14 protein-coding genes are annotated in these 14,536 nt (G+C 65.7%); 6 read left to right on the top strand and 8 right to left on the bottom strand.

The window, feature by feature from the left end:
• Window positions 1-12: 12 nt before the first annotated feature.
• The 3 genes from Q0627_RS13660 to hypE are packed head-to-tail and all read left to right on the top strand — an operon-like array spanning window position 13 to window position 2,524.
• Window positions 13-342, top strand: coding sequence for a HypC/HybG/HupF family hydrogenase formation chaperone (locus Q0627_RS13660; protein ID WP_291011331.1), 330 nt, complete (start codon window positions 13-15; stop codon window positions 340-342).
• Window positions 339-1,442: a hydrogenase formation protein HypD gene (gene hypD / locus Q0627_RS13655; protein ID WP_291011329.1), complete on the top strand. Its 1,104-nt coding sequence runs from the start codon at window positions 339-341 to the stop codon at window positions 1,440-1,442. Before Q0627_RS13660 ends, hypD begins: the two co-directional genes overlap by 4 nt.
• Window positions 1,439-2,524: a hydrogenase expression/formation protein HypE gene (gene hypE / locus Q0627_RS13650; RefSeq protein WP_298810686.1), complete on the top strand. Its 1,086-nt coding sequence runs from the start codon at window positions 1,439-1,441 to the stop codon at window positions 2,522-2,524. Before hypD ends, hypE begins: the two co-directional genes overlap by 4 nt.
• Window positions 2,525-2,593: 69 nt before the next feature.
• Here hypE and Q0627_RS13645 read toward each other — a convergent pair whose 3' ends face one another.
• Window positions 2,594-3,226: a helix-turn-helix domain-containing protein gene (locus tag Q0627_RS13645; protein ID WP_291011325.1), complete on the bottom strand. Its 633-nt coding sequence runs from the start codon at window positions 3,224-3,226 to the stop codon at window positions 2,594-2,596.
• 102 nt (window positions 3,227-3,328) lie between these two features.
• On the opposite strand from Q0627_RS13645, the gene Q0627_RS13640 reads away from it, so the two are divergent.
• Window positions 3,329-4,165, top strand: a complete 837-nt coding sequence (locus tag Q0627_RS13640; RefSeq protein WP_291011323.1) for an alpha/beta hydrolase — start codon at window positions 3,329-3,331, stop codon at window positions 4,163-4,165.
• A gap of 55 nt (window positions 4,166-4,220) precedes the next feature.
• On the opposite strand, the gene Q0627_RS13635 is transcribed toward Q0627_RS13640, so the two are convergent.
• Window positions 4,221-4,499: a YciI family protein gene (locus tag Q0627_RS13635; RefSeq protein ID WP_291011321.1), complete on the bottom strand. Its 279-nt coding sequence runs from the start codon at window positions 4,497-4,499 to the stop codon at window positions 4,221-4,223.
• A gap of 112 nt (window positions 4,500-4,611) precedes the next feature.
• On the opposite strand from Q0627_RS13635, the gene Q0627_RS13630 reads away from it, so the two are divergent.
• Window positions 4,612-5,934 (top strand): NAD(P)/FAD-dependent oxidoreductase, encoded by a 1,323-nt coding sequence (locus Q0627_RS13630; protein ID WP_291011318.1) that lies wholly within the window; start codon window positions 4,612-4,614, stop codon window positions 5,932-5,934.
• A gap of 31 nt (window positions 5,935-5,965) precedes the next feature.
• Here Q0627_RS13630 and Q0627_RS13625 read toward each other — a convergent pair whose 3' ends face one another.
• Complete coding sequence (locus Q0627_RS13625) at window positions 5,966-6,397, bottom strand: MarR family winged helix-turn-helix transcriptional regulator (RefSeq protein WP_291011316.1); 432 nt, start codon at window positions 6,395-6,397, stop codon at window positions 5,966-5,968.
• 73 nt (window positions 6,398-6,470) lie between these two features.
• Between Q0627_RS13625 and Q0627_RS13620 the strand changes: the two genes are divergently transcribed.
• Entirely contained in the window at window positions 6,471-7,616 is a 1,146-nt protein-coding gene (locus tag Q0627_RS13620; RefSeq protein WP_291011314.1) for a phosphotransferase family protein, read from the top strand.
• A 93-nt stretch (window positions 7,617-7,709) separates the two neighbouring features.
• Here the strand turns inward: Q0627_RS13620 and Q0627_RS13615 are convergent, their stop codons facing one another.
• The 5 genes from Q0627_RS13615 to Q0627_RS13595 all read right to left on the bottom strand — a co-directional run bounded on the left by Q0627_RS13615 (window position 7,710) and on the right by Q0627_RS13595 (window position 14,484).
• A complete protein-coding gene (locus Q0627_RS13615; RefSeq protein WP_298810677.1) occupies window positions 7,710-9,227 on the bottom strand; it encodes an NAD(P)/FAD-dependent oxidoreductase in 1,518 nt (505 codons plus the stop codon).
• A gap of 136 nt (window positions 9,228-9,363) precedes the next feature.
• Complete coding sequence (locus Q0627_RS13610) at window positions 9,364-10,116, bottom strand: SDR family NAD(P)-dependent oxidoreductase (protein ID WP_291011310.1); 753 nt, start codon at window positions 10,114-10,116, stop codon at window positions 9,364-9,366.
• A gap of 32 nt (window positions 10,117-10,148) precedes the next feature.
• Complete coding sequence (locus tag Q0627_RS13605; protein WP_298810675.1) at window positions 10,149-11,435, bottom strand: acyl-CoA dehydrogenase family protein; 1,287 nt, start codon at window positions 11,433-11,435, stop codon at window positions 10,149-10,151.
• 55 nt (window positions 11,436-11,490) lie between these two features.
• Window positions 11,491-12,564, bottom strand: coding sequence for a phosphotransferase family protein (locus Q0627_RS13600; RefSeq protein ID WP_298810673.1), 1,074 nt, complete (start codon window positions 12,562-12,564; stop codon window positions 11,491-11,493).
• An 81-nt stretch (window positions 12,565-12,645) separates the two neighbouring features.
• Window positions 12,646-14,484 carry a GAF domain-containing protein gene (locus Q0627_RS13595; RefSeq protein ID WP_298810671.1) on the bottom strand — a complete coding sequence of 613 codons (1,839 nt, stop codon included), beginning with the start codon at window positions 14,482-14,484 and terminating at the stop codon, window positions 12,646-12,648.
• Window positions 14,485-14,536: the final 52 nt, after the last annotated feature.

The following is a 14,536-nucleotide window of genomic DNA, read 5'->3' as shown; positions in this document are numbered from 1 at the left end:
GTAGGGGAAGCAATGTGCCTTGCCGTACCAGGCCGGGTCGAGTCCATCCGAGAGGAGGACGGCACCGTCATGGCCGACGTCAGCTTCGGCGGCGTGCGCAAGAAAGTATGTCTGGCATATCTGCCCGACATCGCGATCGGTGAATACGTCATCGTTCACGTCGGTTTCGCCATTCAGCGACTCGACGAGCAGTCCGCCGTCGACACCATCGAGCAGTTCCGCGAACTCGGCATCCTCGACGAGGAGTTCGGCGACGGCTTCGCCCTAGCAGCCGAGCAGAGCGGACGACCACTGCCGCAATCGGGCGGTACCGCACAGGCACCGAAGGAGACATCACGATGAAATACCTCGATGAATTCCGCGATCCGGACCTGGCCGCCCGATTGCTCGACGACATCCACGCGGCGACCACCCGTCCCTGGGCGATGATGGAAGTGTGTGGCGGACAGACACATTCGATCATCCGCAACGGCATCGACCAGCTACTGCCCGACGGTGTGGAGATGATCCACGGCCCGGGATGCCCCGTCTGCGTCACCCCGCTGGAGACGATCGACAGGGCACTGGCGATCGCCGCGCGGCCGGATGTGATCTTCTGTTCGTTCGGCGACATGCTCCGGGTACCGGGCAGCTCACAGGATCTGTTCTCGATCAAGAGCACCGGCGGCGACATCCGGGTGGTGTACTCACCGCTGGACGCGCTGACCATCGCCCGCGACAACCCCGACCGGCAGGTCGTCTTTTTCGGCATCGGCTTCGAGACAACGGCACCGGCCAATGCGATGACCGTGTATCAGGCTCGGGCGCAAGGAATCACCAACTTCTCGCTGCTGGTCTCACATGTCCTGGTGCCGCCGGCCATCGCGGCCATCATGGAATCACCCGACTGCCGCGTGCAGGCATTCCTCGCGGCCGGGCATGTGTGCAGCGTGATGGGAACCGGCGAATATCCGGCGCTGGCACAGAAGTACCGCGTTCCGATCGTCGTCACCGGATTCGAGGCCCTTGACATCCTGGAAGGAATCCGCCGCACCATCAGGCAATTGGAGGCGGGCACACACGAAGTGGAGAACGCCTATCCGCGCGCAGTCACCGAGGGGGGCAATACCGCGGCAAAAGCCATGCTCGAGGAAGTCTTCGAAGTCACCGACCGAGTGTGGCGGGGCATCGGGATGATCCCCGGCAGCGGCTGGCGACTGTCGGAAGCATTCGCCGACTACGATGCCGAGCAACGCTTTTCGGTCGACGACATCCACACCGAGGAATCCTCGCTGTGCCACTCCGGCGAGGTCCTGCAGGGATTGATCAAACCGCACGAATGTCCGGCGTTCGGCCGCGAATGCACCCCGCGGACCCCACTCGGTGCGACGATGGTCTCGACCGAAGGCGCCTGCGCGGCCTACCACGCGTTCCGGCGGCTCGACCTCGTGGCGGCACCATGAACGAGCAACCCATAAACGAGCAACCAACCAACGATCTCGACTTCGAGGGCTGGGCCTGCCCCCTGCCGCTGCGCAATCAACCCACCATCGTCCTCGGACACGGTGGCGGCGGCACGATGTCGGCGGACCTGATCGAACAACTCTTCCTGCCCGCATTCGGGGGTGCCGCGGATGCCGGCCTCGGCGACGCGGCGGTGCTGCCCCGCCCGAACGGCCGGCTCGCGATATCGACCGACACGTTCGTGGTGAAGCCGATGTTCTTTCCCGGCGGCAGTATCGGCGATCTGGCCGTCAACGGCACGGTCAACGATCTCGCCATGGTCGGCGCCCGGCCGCTCTACCTGTCGACGGCGTTCATCCTGGCCGAAGGCACACCGATGGCCGACGTCGGCGCGGTGGCGACCGCGCTCGGCAAAGCGGCCGAACGCGCCGGGGTACACCTGGTCACGGGCGACACCAAGGTCGTCGATCACCACAGCGGCGACGGCGTATACATCAACACCACCGGGGTGGGCGTGGTGCCCGACGGCGTCGACATCCGGCCCGATCGCGCGCGCCCCGGCGACGTCGTGCTCATCAGCGGTGCGATCGGGGAGCACGGCGTCGCGGTGATGAGTGTGCGCGACGGCATCGACTTCGACACCCCCGTCCGCAGCGACACCGCGCCGCTGCACGAGCTGGTGGCCGAGATGATCGCCACCGGTGCCGATATCCACGTCCTGCGCGACCCCACCCGCGGTGGCGTCTCCGCGACGATCAATGAACTCGCCCGCGCCGCCGACATCGGCATCGGCCTACTCGACCGGGCGCTCCCGATACCCGAGGAGGTCCGGGACGCGTGCGGGCTGTTGGGCCTGGATCCGCTGGAGGTGGCCAACGAGGGCAAACTGCTCGCGATCGTGCCCGCCGACGACGCCGACCGGGTGCTCGCGGCAATGCGCAGGCACCCGCTCGGCAGACAAGCCTGCATCATCGGTCAGTGCACGACCGACCACCCCCAGGTGGTGACGTTACGTACCGGCCTGGGCGCCACCCGAGTCCTCACCCCACCGATCGGCGAACAACTCCCCCGCATCTGCTGACCCGACCTCCCGCGACGCAAACTTCGTCCCGCTTATCGGATGTCGCGATATCCGATAAGCGGGACGAAGTTATGAACGCGGGAAACGCCACGGTTGGGATCGGGTCAGTGCCGCCCGGGTGTGGGCGATGAACCAATCGGTCCACTCGGCGGGTGTCCAGGCACGGTCGACGACCAGGATCAACCATTGCCGGCGTGATGCGAGCAACCACACCTCGTCGACCAGCCTGTCGTCGGGCGCGGTTCCGGTGACCAGGCCCAGCGCCCAGCGGACCTCGTCGCGGCGGTTGTGCTCCCGTTCGCGTAGTCGTGCGGCGGCTTCACCGTCGGTGACCGCGGCCTGGTCGAGGACGTGCTGGATGACGGCCGAGCGCTGGTGCGCCCCGCACAGCCACCGTGCGGCTGCGGCGAGTCGCTCGTCGGGTGCGCCCGAGCCCATCAGACGATAGTCGGGCAGGTCCCGGACGGGAACGGACCGCCCGTCCGAGAGCGCGATGTCGATACACCCGTCGAGCAGCGCCAGCTTGTTGGGAAACTGCTGGTAGAGGGTTTGCCTGGTCAGGTCTGCGGCTTTGGCGACGTCGGCCATCGTCGTCGTCACCCAGCCCTGATCGGAGAACAGCCGGGTTGCCACCTCGATGACGCGAGCCCGATTGCGTGCGGCGTTCTCGGCGCGGACGGCGGAGTTGTAGGGGCGTGTCACGACACGAAGTGTAGACAATATTGGGTTGACAGTGTGTAATTGTAAATAAATCGGATTACACAGAGTAATTCCAATTTGTCCGGCCGATCTCAGGAGAGCCCCATGACCACAGACCTCTCGGTCGCGACCGACCTCGGCGTCCTGCGCGCAACAGTTGTCGGCGCCGGACCGCCCGCAGTGCTGTGGCACAGCATGTTCGTCGATTCCCACTCATGGGAACGCGTCGTACCGACGCTGAGCACCCGGCGCACACTGATCCTCGTCGACGCCCCGAGCTGCGGCCGCAGTGATCCGCTCGACCGGGCAGCCGATATCGCGGCATGCGCGGATGCCGCATCCGTCGTCGTGGACGAAGTGTGCTCGCGGTACGGCGTTGATCGCGTGGACTGGCTGGGCAATGCCTGGGGTGGACATGTGGGGATGCACCTGGCGGCGACCCGCGCCGCGGCGATCAGATCTCTCGTCGCGATCAGCGCGCCCACGTTCCCCATAGATGATTCACTGCGACAAAAGATTCGGCTCCTCAAGCCGCTCTATCGACTAATCGGTCCGCGGGGTCCGGTCCGATCGGCCATCGAGGACGGAATACTCACCGAACATACCCGGGCCACCGATCCCGAAGCCGTCGCCGTCCTGCGTGATGCGCTCGCCGCATCGGGCAAGCACATGATCACCGCCATCGACACCGCGATCCTCAACCGGACGGATCTCGCGTGGGCGGCACGGGCCATCACCTGCCCGACCCTGTTCATCGCGACCGAGGACCGTGGAGAATGGAGTCTGGACCAGGCACAAGCGGTCGTCGACACCATGACCGGCGCAGTGGCCACCACGGTGCTTGCGGCACGGGTGATCCCGGCTCTGGAGCAGCCGGCGGAAACGGCTCAGAAGATCAGCGCCTTCTGGAACCGTATCGATGAGGGACAAGATCACCGATAGTTTCCCGAGTCTCGGCCCAGACGCGGAACTCGCAGATCGGCAGTTCCGCCTGGGCTCAGAACGGTCCGTACACCTGGACCCATTCGGTCACGCGTACCGCGGCGATCGCGCTGTGCGCATGGAACGGATCGTTGGCGAGGAAGACCTCGGCGGCGGCCAGGTCGTGGGCCCGGAGCAGGATCAGTGCGCCGGTCCCGTCGGGATACGGACCGCATGTCAGGACGTTCCCCGCCTCGTGCTCCTCCCCGAGCCACTTGCGGTGCAGCGGGCGATGTTCGTCGCGGACGGCCGCCTTGTCGGGGGCGTAGTCGTAGTGGACGGCGAAGATCGGCATGGTCGCTCCTGTGTGTCGGCTCGGGTTTCCACGAGCGTAGTTGAGCGACTGTCACGTCGGCGAGGGCCCTGATTTGCCCACCTGCTTGCCGGTGGTCGGGCATCCTGTGTCGATGGGTGACGAAGAGTTCGACGTTGTGGTCGTCGGCGCCGGGGTCGCGGGCCTGGCGGCGGCGCGGCTGCTGCAGATCCAGGGCCGGCGCGTCGTCGTGCTCGAGGCCCGTGACCGGATCGGCGGGCGGGTCGTCACCGAACGTTCCGGTGGCCGGATCACCGATCTGGGGGCATCGTGGATCCACGGCATCGACGACGCTCCGCTGTACGATGCCGTGTGCGGATTCGGTATGCGGACAGCCGAATTCAGTGTCGGGAGTTTTCAGCCGTACAGCCGGCCGACCGCGTACTACGGCCCGGACGGCCGTCGGCTTTCCGACGACGAGGTCGCCGCGTTCGTCGACGATCTGCGTGTTGTCGACGAGATGATCACGGACACAATCGCTTCGGTGGCTTCCGGAACCACGTACGGGCAGGTCGTCGAGGCCGTATTGGCGGCGATCGACTGGGAATCGCGACGTGTCGAGCGGGTACGGGAGTTCCTGCGGCACCGGACCGAGGAGCAGTACGGGGTGTGGATCGACGATCTCGACGCACACGGCCTCGACGACGACGAAACCGTCGGCGATGAAGTGGTTTTCCCGGACGGGTACGACCAACTGGTGACCCACCTCGCGGACGGTACCGACATACGGCTCGGGCATGTCGTCACGGGGGTCGACTGGGATCCGTCGGGTGCGACCGTGTCGTTGGCCGACAAGGAGTTTCATGCGCCGACGGTGGTGGTGACGGTTCCCGTCGGAGTGTTGCGGTCCGGGTCGATCTCTTTCACGCCCGCGCTGCCCGAACCCGTCTCCTGCGCGTTGAATCGGTTGACAATGAACAACTTCGAGAAGATCTTCCTGCGTTTCCCCCGTAAGTTCTGGGCCGACGACGTGTACGCCGTCCGTAGGCAGGGACCGGCAGGGGTGTGGTGGCATTCGTTCTACGATCTGACCCGACTGCACGGCGAACCGACGTTGCTGACATTCGCCGCCGGGCCGTGCGCGCAGGCCATCCGGGGCTGGTCCGACGCCGATGTGTCGGCATCGGTGATGTCGTCGCTGCGCGAGATCTATGGCGATGCAGTCGATCCCGAGTCGATCGTCGTCACCCACTGGCGTGATGACCCGTTCGCCCGCGGCTCATACGCCTACATGATGCCCGGCTCGACCACCGCCGATCACGACGTGCTGGCGACCCCCATCGGCGGGGTGCTGCATCTGGCCGGGGAGGCCACGTGGACCGACGACCCGGCCACGGTCACCGCCGCCCTGCTCTCCGGGCACCGCGCGGCACAGAACATCGCCGGCGACATGGACATCGCCGCCTTGTGGTCGTAGCCCGAGCGCCCCGGGTCGCAGATCGGTCCGGTCAACCGAACTCATCGCGACCGAGTTCATCGAGGACCGCTTTCATCGAGTCGTACCGGCGGGCGCCGACCTCGTTGCGCCACTGATCCTCGATGGCGGCGAGGTGGCCGGCCATCGTCGCGGCGGTCGCCAGCCCCGCTTTCGTCGGCACCACCAGCCGCACCCGACGGTCGGTGTCGAGCCGTCGACTCTCCACCAGGCCATGAGCCTCCATGGCTGTCACGAGCTCGCCCAGCGATTGTTTGGTCATCGCCGACAGAGCGGCGAGGTCGGTGATCCTCATGCCGTCGACCGGGATCATGCCGAGCAAACGCATATGACTACCACGCGGATACGGCGGCTCAAGGCGTGCCTGGAGTTCACGGACGAGGCGCCGGCGAACCCCCTCGACCAGCCGGAACATGTGATACGGCAGTTCGTCGCCCTTGTGCATATCACTAAGGTTACCTTACTATCTATCACTAAGGTTACCTTACCAATTGACGATAGACTCCACGGAGACCGCGATGACCGATCTGTTCGAATGCGCACGATTATCCGAGACCGAGCTCCGGGATACCGTGACGTCCGCCGAGGGTGACTGCGGCGCGATCACCGACGTGACCGTCACGCCATTCCCCTACCGGTTCGGTTCTCTGCCCACGGCCGGCCTGTGGCTGGTGGATGTCGAACACGGCACGCGCAACAGGACGTCGTTCTTCGTCAAACTGCTCCGGCATCCACGCCTGTCACCGGACATACGCCAGGTGCCCGAAGAACATCGGGCCGCTCTGATGGCGTACCTTCCATGGCATTTTGAACTCGACATGTACGAGTCCGGCATCGGCGACGTACTCCCCGACGGCATGCGCACCCCCACGCTGCACCATGTGCGCAGATTCGACGACGATCACATCGCGCTTTGGTGGGAATACATTTCGACATCGATGAAGCCCTGGGGCACTGCCGATTTCAGCCAGTCCGCCTATCTACTGGGCCGCCTGGCAGCCCGGCGACGTGCGGGTGCGCAGTGTAATTCGCGGCTCCCCGCCGTGTGTCTGCGTACCGATCGAGGTGGCGCGCTGCGGTACTACGTCGAAACCCGGGTGATGATCGGTTCGGTATCCGCTATCGCCGATAGCGCCGTCTGGGATTCGCCACTGCTCGCCGGTGCGGCGCACGACCCGGGCCTTCGCGGTGACATGCTTGCCCTCGCCGAACGAGTGCCGGATCTGCTCGATCAACTCGACGCGCTGCCACAGACTTTCGCACACGGCGATGCCAGCCCGGAGAATCTGCTCATCCCGGACGGTAACCCCGCCGAACGAGTGGTGATCGACTGGGGTTTCGGCACTCCCTTACCGATAGGTTTCGACCTCGGTCAGTTGCTCGTCGGGCTGGCCCACTCGGGACGTCACGACCCCGGCTCGATTCCCCGACTGGTGCCCCTGATCGAATCGGCCTACTGCGTCGGGCTCGGCGCCGAGGGGTACAACCACGACAAGCTGGACGTCCACACCGGTTTTATCGGTGGCATGGCAGTCCGCTCGGCCCTGTGTGCCATCCCCTTTGAACTGCTGGACGCACCAGCGACGCCCGAACTGCTCGCCCTGATGACCGATAGGTTTCGTCTTTCACGCGTCATGATCGATCTTGCGGCATCGCTCACCTGAGCATGGTCGGTCCCGCTTCGCGAACTTCGTCCCGCTTATCAGTTATCACGATATTGGCCACGCGGGACGAAATCTGTTGCGCGGGAATGCTGGTCACGCCGAGCGGTAGGTGTAGTCGGCGAGGGGGAAGGTGGACATCTCGTGGAGGGTGGCGGGGGTGGAGTTCGGGCGCAGGAGGGTGGCCTCGCCGTGCTGGTTGAAGTAGTAGCTGCGGGAACCCGAGCAATCGCCGGCGTAGAAGACCGACGAGCGCAGGTTGTCGGTGACCCGATTCAGGAAACGCTCGTTGGCGTCCTCGGTGACCTCGAACGTATCCGTACCCGTGCGATCCATCTCGCCGAAAAGCCTGGAGATATGACGCATCTGCGATTCGATGGTGGTGAAGTAGGACAATCCGCTGTACGAGTAGGGGCTGTTGAGAGACAGTAGATTGGGGAACTTCGGCATCGTTACGCCCTCGTACGCCTGAAAACGACCGTCGCGCCACCACTTTCCCAGATCCCGACCGTCGCGGCCGACGATCTGGAACGCCGGGAAGTTCACCTCCCACAGGTTGAAACCGGTTGCCAGGACCAGTGTGTCGACGACGGTCTTCGCGCCGTCGGCGGTGACTATGCCGTCGGGTTCGAACCGGACGATGCTTGAGGTCTCCAGTGTCACATTCGGCTTGTTGAACGCCGCGAAATATGTGTTGGAGAATGTCGGCCGTTTGCAGCCGAAATCGTATGTCGGGGTGAGCGCCTCGCGGGTACCTCGGTCGCGGACCTGAACGCGCAGATGGGCTTTCGCCAGCAGCGCGGCCCCCTTGTTGCCGGGTTTGGCCTGTTTGAAACGCAGCACACCCAGCACCATCAGCAATTCCAGCAGTGAGGAGTTGGCCAGCCGGGCCGCCTTCTGGGTGACCGGCACCTTCGCGAACAGACTCTGCACCGGCCCGGGGATCGGAAGATCGACCTTCGGAACCACCCAGATCGGGGTGCGCTGGAACACGGTCAGCGCGTCGGACCGCTTGGCGATCTCCGGGATAAGCTGCACTGCCGTGGCGCCGGTGCCGATCACCGCGGCACGCTTTCCGGCGAAGTCGTAGCCGTCCTCCCAGTCGGTGGTGTGGATGATCTTGCCCGCGAACGTCTCGATGCCCTCGAAGTCGGGGATGTGCGGCTGGGACAGGAATCCGGTCGCCGTGAGCAGATAGCGTCCGGTGACGCGCCGGCCGTCGGCGGTGAACGCCGTCCAGAACCGGCCGTCGTCGTCCCACTCCGCGCGCTCGACGACGGTGTCGAACCGCATGTGGCGGCGCAGATCGTATTTGTCGGCCACATGCTCGGCATACCGCTTGAGTTCGGCGCCGGGCGCGAACAGCCGCGACCAGTACGGGTTCGGTTCGAACGAATACGAGTAGGTCACCGACGCGATGTCGACGGCCAGGCCCGGATAGTGATTGACGTGCCAGGTACCGCCGAGGTCGTCCTCACGTTCGAGGATCGCGAGATCGTCGAGGCCGAGTCGCTTGAGCGCGATGGCGGCCCCCATGCCACCGAAACCGGCGCCGACGATGATCGCGTCGTGGTCGGGGCCGAAGTCATCGACGGCGCGGGGAGCCTCGGTCATGTATGAACCTCACTGTGTCCGGTGATGATCGTCGTGCGGTAGGTAGGTGAACGTCATGAAACCATAAGCCCTGAGAGGAACTGGTGCGGCCGGCACACGCCATCTGATTCAACGGGTCACCGCGCGCGCCGCACTGTCAGAAGTTGCCCTTGGCCGACCACCCCCCGTCGACGGGGTAGATCTCGCCGGTGAGGAAGTCGCCCTCACGCATGAGATAGGCGACCATCGAGGCGATCTCGCTCGGCAGGCCGAGCCTCCGCACGATATGGGCGTTGGCATTCGCCTGCCGCATCTCGTCGGTGATATCGGCGAGGATCGGGGTGTCGATCGTGCCCGGGGCGATCGCGTTGATGAGGATGTTCTGCGGGCCGTACTCGAACGCGGCCTGTCTGGTGAGACCGATAACTCCGCCCTTGGCCGCGGAGTACGAGGCAAGGTTCGGCAGGCCGCGCAGTGCCGCCATCGATGAGATGTTGACGATGCGGCCACCGCCGTTGGCGATCATGGTGGGGATCACCGCCCGCATGCCGAGCCAGACGCCCTTGAGGTCGGTGCCCACCACGTTGTCCCAGGCCTCCTCGGTGAGGCCGACGACGCTGTCCTCGCTGATCATGTTCACCACGCCGGCGACATTGGCCAGGCAGTCGACCCGACCGTGACGGTCGATGACACCGGCGACCACCTCCGCCCAGGAGCCCGACTGCCGGACATCGAGCTGTACGGCCTCCACGGTGCCACCCGCATCGGCGATGATGCCGAGGGTTTCCTTGCAGTCGAGCAGGTCGGCGCCGACGACCGTGGCGCCTTCTGAGGCCAGCCGGACCGCGGTGGCCTGGCCGATGCCCTGGTGGGCACCGGTGACGATGATGACTTTGTCCTTGAGTGACATGGGGTTCCTAACTATTGAGGGGCTTTCAGGGGTTACGGCTGATCGGCGAGAAGGTCGGCGAAACGTTCCAGCGCCTGCGTCCGGCGGGACGGGATGTGCTCGGTGGGAACGTTTCCGGGTGGCGGTGCGTACGCCTTCAGGTATTGGCGGGCGACGGTGTCGCGGTGGACCTCGTCCGGTCCGTCGTAGAGCCGGGCCGCGCGTGCGGCGCGGTACATCGACTCCAGTGGCAGATCGGAGCTGTAGCCCAGCGAACCGTGCACCTGCAGCGACCTGTCGATCACCTCGTGCAGCATGCGGGCACCGAAGAACTTGATGAGTGCGATGTCCTTGCGGGCTTGGCGGGTGCCCTCGTTGTCGATACGCCAGGCGGCATGCAGGGTCATCAGTCGTAGCGCCTGGATCTCGGCGGCCGAGTCGGCGATGAAGTTCCGGATGGTCTGCTTGTCGGCGAGTAGCGACCCGTGGGCGCTGCGATAGGTGGCCCGCTCGCACATCATGTCGAAGGCACGGGTTGCCTGTCCGATCCAGCGCATGCAGTGGTGAATCCGGCCCGGCCCCAACCGGATCTGCGCGACCACGAATCCGTCGCCACGGCCGCCGAGCATCGCATCCGAACCCAGCCGGACATCGCGCAGGGTGACCTCGCAGTGCGAGCCGTAACTGTGCGGTCGCGGTTTCGGATTCTCCACCGATGCGATGTCGCGCACCACCGTCAGGCCCGGAGCATCGATGGGGACGATGAACTGCGATGCCCGGCGATGCCGATCGGCGTCCGGGTCGGTCACCGCGACCACGATGATGAAGTCGGCGGTGGCGGCGTTGGAGATGAACCACTTGTCGCCGTTGAGGATCCACTCGTCACCGTCCCGGACGGCAGTCGTGGTCAGGTTGGTGGGGTCGGCGCCGGCATTGTCCGGCTCGGTCAGCGCGAACGATGAGTACATCTGTCCGGACAGCAAGGGCTCCAGCCACTTCCGCTTCTGTTCCGGTGTGCCGACGGCGGCCAGGATCTCGGCGTTACCCGAATCGGGTGCCTGGCAGCCGAAGACCAGCGTGCCGAGCGGACTGGCGCCCAGAATCTCCTGCAACAGACCCATTTTCACCTGGCCGTAGCCCTGGCCGCCGAGGTCGGGGTCAAGATGGGCGGCCCACAGTTCCTGTTCTTTGACCTGTTTCTTGAGCGGCTCGATGACCCGCAGCAGTGTCGGCCAGTCCAGTTCGAGGGTTTCCAGTGGCATGACCTCGGCGCGCATGAAATCGCGTGCCCAGTCAAGCTTCTTCTGGAATTCCGGTTCGGTGGAGAAGTCCCAGCTCATAGTTGTCGATAACTCCGTTCAGCTCGGTGCGAAATATCTTGATGCGGCGCAGTATTCACTCGCCCGCGATGACACGATCGGCGCGATCGAACAGCCCGTTGGCGTACCGGCGCAGGCGTTCGCCCACCGCGCGCGGCGCCTTGCCCGCACACGAGCGCGCATAGGTGCCTTCGAGGATGATGCCGAGCTTGAAGCAGGCCAGCACCGTGTACCAGTCGAGCGCCGACAAGTCACGCTCGCTGGCCGCGGCGTAGCGGTCGATCATCGCAGCCCGTCGAGGAAGGTCGCCGGTGGCACCGAGCGCGCTCTCGTACAGTTCCGCGCCACCTGGTTCCGTCGGCCAGATCGCTGACAGCACACCGAGATCCAGTAGCGGATCACCGATGGTGGCCATCTCCCAGTCGACGATGGCGGCGACCACCGGACTGTCGTATCGGTACATGACGTTCGCGATGTGGTAGTCGCCGTGCAGAATGCCGGGCCGCGAGTCCGTGGGCCGATACCGCTCGAGCCAGTCGGCGACGCGGTCGAGCTCACCGAATTCGGGTCCCGGGTAGCCGGCGGTGCCGCGGTAGCGGTCGAACTCGGCGAGCCAGCGCGGAACCTGGCGTTGCAGAAAGCCTTCCGGTCTACCGAAGTCCCCCAGACCGATCCGGGTGTGGTCGACGGCGCCGAGTTCGGCGAGCGCGTCGACGAGTCCGTATCCCATCCGGGTGCGCCCTTCAGCGGTGGCAGCGGCCGGAGCATCGAGATTCTCCGCAGCATTGAAACCGTCCACCGGCTCCATCAGATAGAACACAGCACCCAGAACCGACTCGTCGTCCGTCCCGGCGACGAACCTCGGGTGCGGGACCGTTGTTCCGGAAAGGGCACTGAGCAGCGTCATCTCGCGGGTGATCACCGTCGTGGTGTTAGGCCGCAGGTGGCGGGGGCCGCGCCGGAGGACATAGGACACACCGCCACGCTCGAACCGCACCATGATGTTCTGGGTGCCCCCACCGATCGGCCGCAGCCCGGTGATCGCGCCGCCAGGAAGGTCCTGGCCGTCCATCCAATCCTCGAGTGCGCCGGTCTCGATCGGTGCGGTGCCGACTGGGGTATCGGGAGCGCTGGCCGGCTGCGGTGACATGAGGTCAACGTATGCCGGGCTCCAGATCTTCAGAACCCCTCCGGACCGTGGCCCTTGGAGGAAACCACAAGTGCCGTGACCCTACTCGCCGGCGAGTTCGAGGACCTGGAAGGCGAGGCGGGCCGACAGCAGACTGTCCAGCGAGGTGGGGTCGGTATGACAGATCTCCCGGATCCTGCCGAGGCGGTACCGGATCGTGTTCTCGTGCACCTGCAGGGCGTGCGCGGTGGCCTGCACCTTGCCGTCGGCCCCGACGAACGCCCGCCAGGTCCGGAGCAAGGTACCGTCGTCGGCCTTGCGCACCGCCTCGACGTGGGAATGTGCGAAGTGCACCGCCTCCCGCACGTGGCCGCTGCTCACCACCACCCGGAAGATGCCCAGGTCGTCGAGCAGTAGTGCCCGTTCCTGCCAATCGAACGACTTTGCCACCGAACCCATTTCGCGCAGCTCGCGGTGGGCGTGGGCGAAGTCGGCAGGGTTGCGGCAGATTCCGGAGATGATGGTGGCGCCCAGACTCAGTGTGCCGTCGAGCCGGTGGGTGACCTCGATGACGTCGGTACGCAGGTCCGCCAGCGCGGCCGGGTCGTCCTTCCCGAGGCGGACCATGACGACGACCGTTCCCGGCAGCCGCACCGCGGGCGGTGGCGAGATCCCCATGACCGCCGCAAAGGTTCGCGTCACCAGCGCCTGAATCGCCGACGCGGTGAGGGCGGGATGGTTCTCGTGCAATGTCAGCCGCACCAGTGCGTGCGGCTGGGACAGATCGATCCCGAACTGCGGTCCGCGGCGCACCAGATGCTCCTGGTCGCGGCCCTTGCGCAGGAGATCGGAGAGGTAGTCGTCGCGGGCCTGTCCCTCGCTCTCGATCTGTCGTTGCTCGGAGAGAATCTGCAGGGCAAGCACATTCGCGCCTCGCTCGGCGATATTCGCGTCGATGGCCTCCAGGGTGCGGCCCACCTCCACGATCCCGAGGAATCCGGCGGGTTTGCCCTCGATCATCATGCGGCACATGAGATGCCGCCGGCCCAGGCCGACCGCCAATTGCGCCGGAACCACCGCCGAGGGCTTGCCTGCGGCGAGTGCGGCCAGGGTGTCCCGGACCGAGGCGGTGGCGCGGACCTTGGCGCTGATGACCGGGGCTTCGGTGAGCTTGAGCGCCACGGGCGCCGCCCATGCGAGCACGTCGAAATCGTCGTTGTAGAGAACCACAGGCTTGGCCGAGAGGTCACTGAGCAGGCGGACCACCCGATGTAGGTCGGCGCCTTCCAGTACAGCGCCGGTGAGTTTGGCGTGCACATCCTCCAGGAAGGCCAGGGCGGCGTTCTTACGGGCGATCTCGGCGGCCTGCCGGCGCAGCCGGTTGTTGAGCATGGCCTGGCTGATGAACAGTGCCGACAACCGGGCGAACAGCATCGCCACCTCGATGTCGCCGGGGGTGAAATCGTGTTCGCGGCCGCGGCAGTCGACGAAGATGAGTCCGATCACCTCGTCGTCGAAGACCAGCGGAACACCCAGCATCGCCCGCACATCCCAGCGCGTCATGGTGCGGTGGTGCGGGCGTGGATCGTTGAGGGCGTCGTGCAACACGACCGGACCCCGGGTAGTGATGACTTCCTGGCTGAACCGGTCACCGTCGAAGCCCGATTCCTGGCGCCGGACGTCCTCGGTGATGTTGCCGGCGTCCTGGCAATACCCGGCCGCCCCGCGGTAGCGGCCGCTGCCGTGGCGCAGGTAGACAGAGCATCGGGTCACGCCCAGCAGTTGGCACAGCTGTCGCCCGACCAGGGTGAGCAGGTCTTCCAGGCGGGTGTCGGTGATCGCTTCCCGGGTGATCTCGGCGAAAGCGCTGATCACCTCGCGTTCCCTGGTGGGTGCGGGGTCGTCAGCCGGTTCTGCCGTGCCCGGCACTGTGGCGGTCATCGTTGACCGGCGTTCACTGTGCGCCATCCTCTCGTCGGTCCCCGAGCAGGTA

This window comes from uncultured Gordonia sp. (assembly GCF_937858515.1).
Classification (GTDB): domain Bacteria; phylum Actinomycetota; class Actinomycetes; order Mycobacteriales; family Mycobacteriaceae; genus Gordonia.
The sequence above is the reverse complement of the archived record's forward strand: the minus strand, read 5'-3'. Positions and strand labels throughout refer to the sequence as shown.

Bases quoted from the DNA above. Each gene is read 5' to 3' on its own strand.
- hypD (WP_291011329.1), top strand. From the start codon at position 339: ATGAAATACCTCGATGAATTCCGCGATCCGGACCTGGCCGCCCGATTG.
- Q0627_RS13625 (WP_291011316.1), bottom strand. From the start codon at position 6,397: ATGCACAAGGGCGACGAACTGCCGTATCACATGTTCCGGCTGGTCGAG.
- Q0627_RS13605 (WP_298810675.1), bottom strand. From the start codon at position 11,435: ATGAGCTGGGACTTCTCCACCGAACCGGAATTCCAGAAGAAGCTTGAC.
- Q0627_RS13600 (WP_298810673.1), bottom strand. From the start codon at position 12,564: ATGTCACCGCAGCCGGCCAGCGCTCCCGATACCCCAGTCGGCACCGCA.
- Q0627_RS13640 (WP_291011323.1), top strand. From the start codon at position 3,329: ATGACCACAGACCTCTCGGTCGCGACCGACCTCGGCGTCCTGCGCGCA.
- Q0627_RS13595 (WP_298810671.1), bottom strand. From the start codon at position 14,484: ATGACCGCCACAGTGCCGGGCACGGCAGAACCGGCTGACGACCCCGCA.
- Q0627_RS13635 (WP_291011321.1), bottom strand. From the start codon at position 4,499: ATGCCGATCTTCGCCGTCCACTACGACTACGCCCCCGACAAGGCGGCC.
- Q0627_RS13620 (WP_291011314.1), top strand. From the start codon at position 6,471: ATGACCGATCTGTTCGAATGCGCACGATTATCCGAGACCGAGCTCCGG.
- hypE (WP_298810686.1), top strand. From the start codon at position 1,439: ATGAACGAGCAACCCATAAACGAGCAACCAACCAACGATCTCGACTTC.
- Q0627_RS13615 (WP_298810677.1), bottom strand. From the start codon at position 9,227: ATGACCGAGGCTCCCCGCGCCGTCGATGACTTCGGCCCCGACCACGAC.
- Q0627_RS13630 (WP_291011318.1), top strand. From the start codon at position 4,612: ATGGGTGACGAAGAGTTCGACGTTGTGGTCGTCGGCGCCGGGGTCGCG.
- Q0627_RS13660 (WP_291011331.1), top strand. From the start codon at position 13: ATGTGCCTTGCCGTACCAGGCCGGGTCGAGTCCATCCGAGAGGAGGAC.
- Q0627_RS13610 (WP_291011310.1), bottom strand. From the start codon at position 10,116: ATGTCACTCAAGGACAAAGTCATCATCGTCACCGGTGCCCACCAGGGC.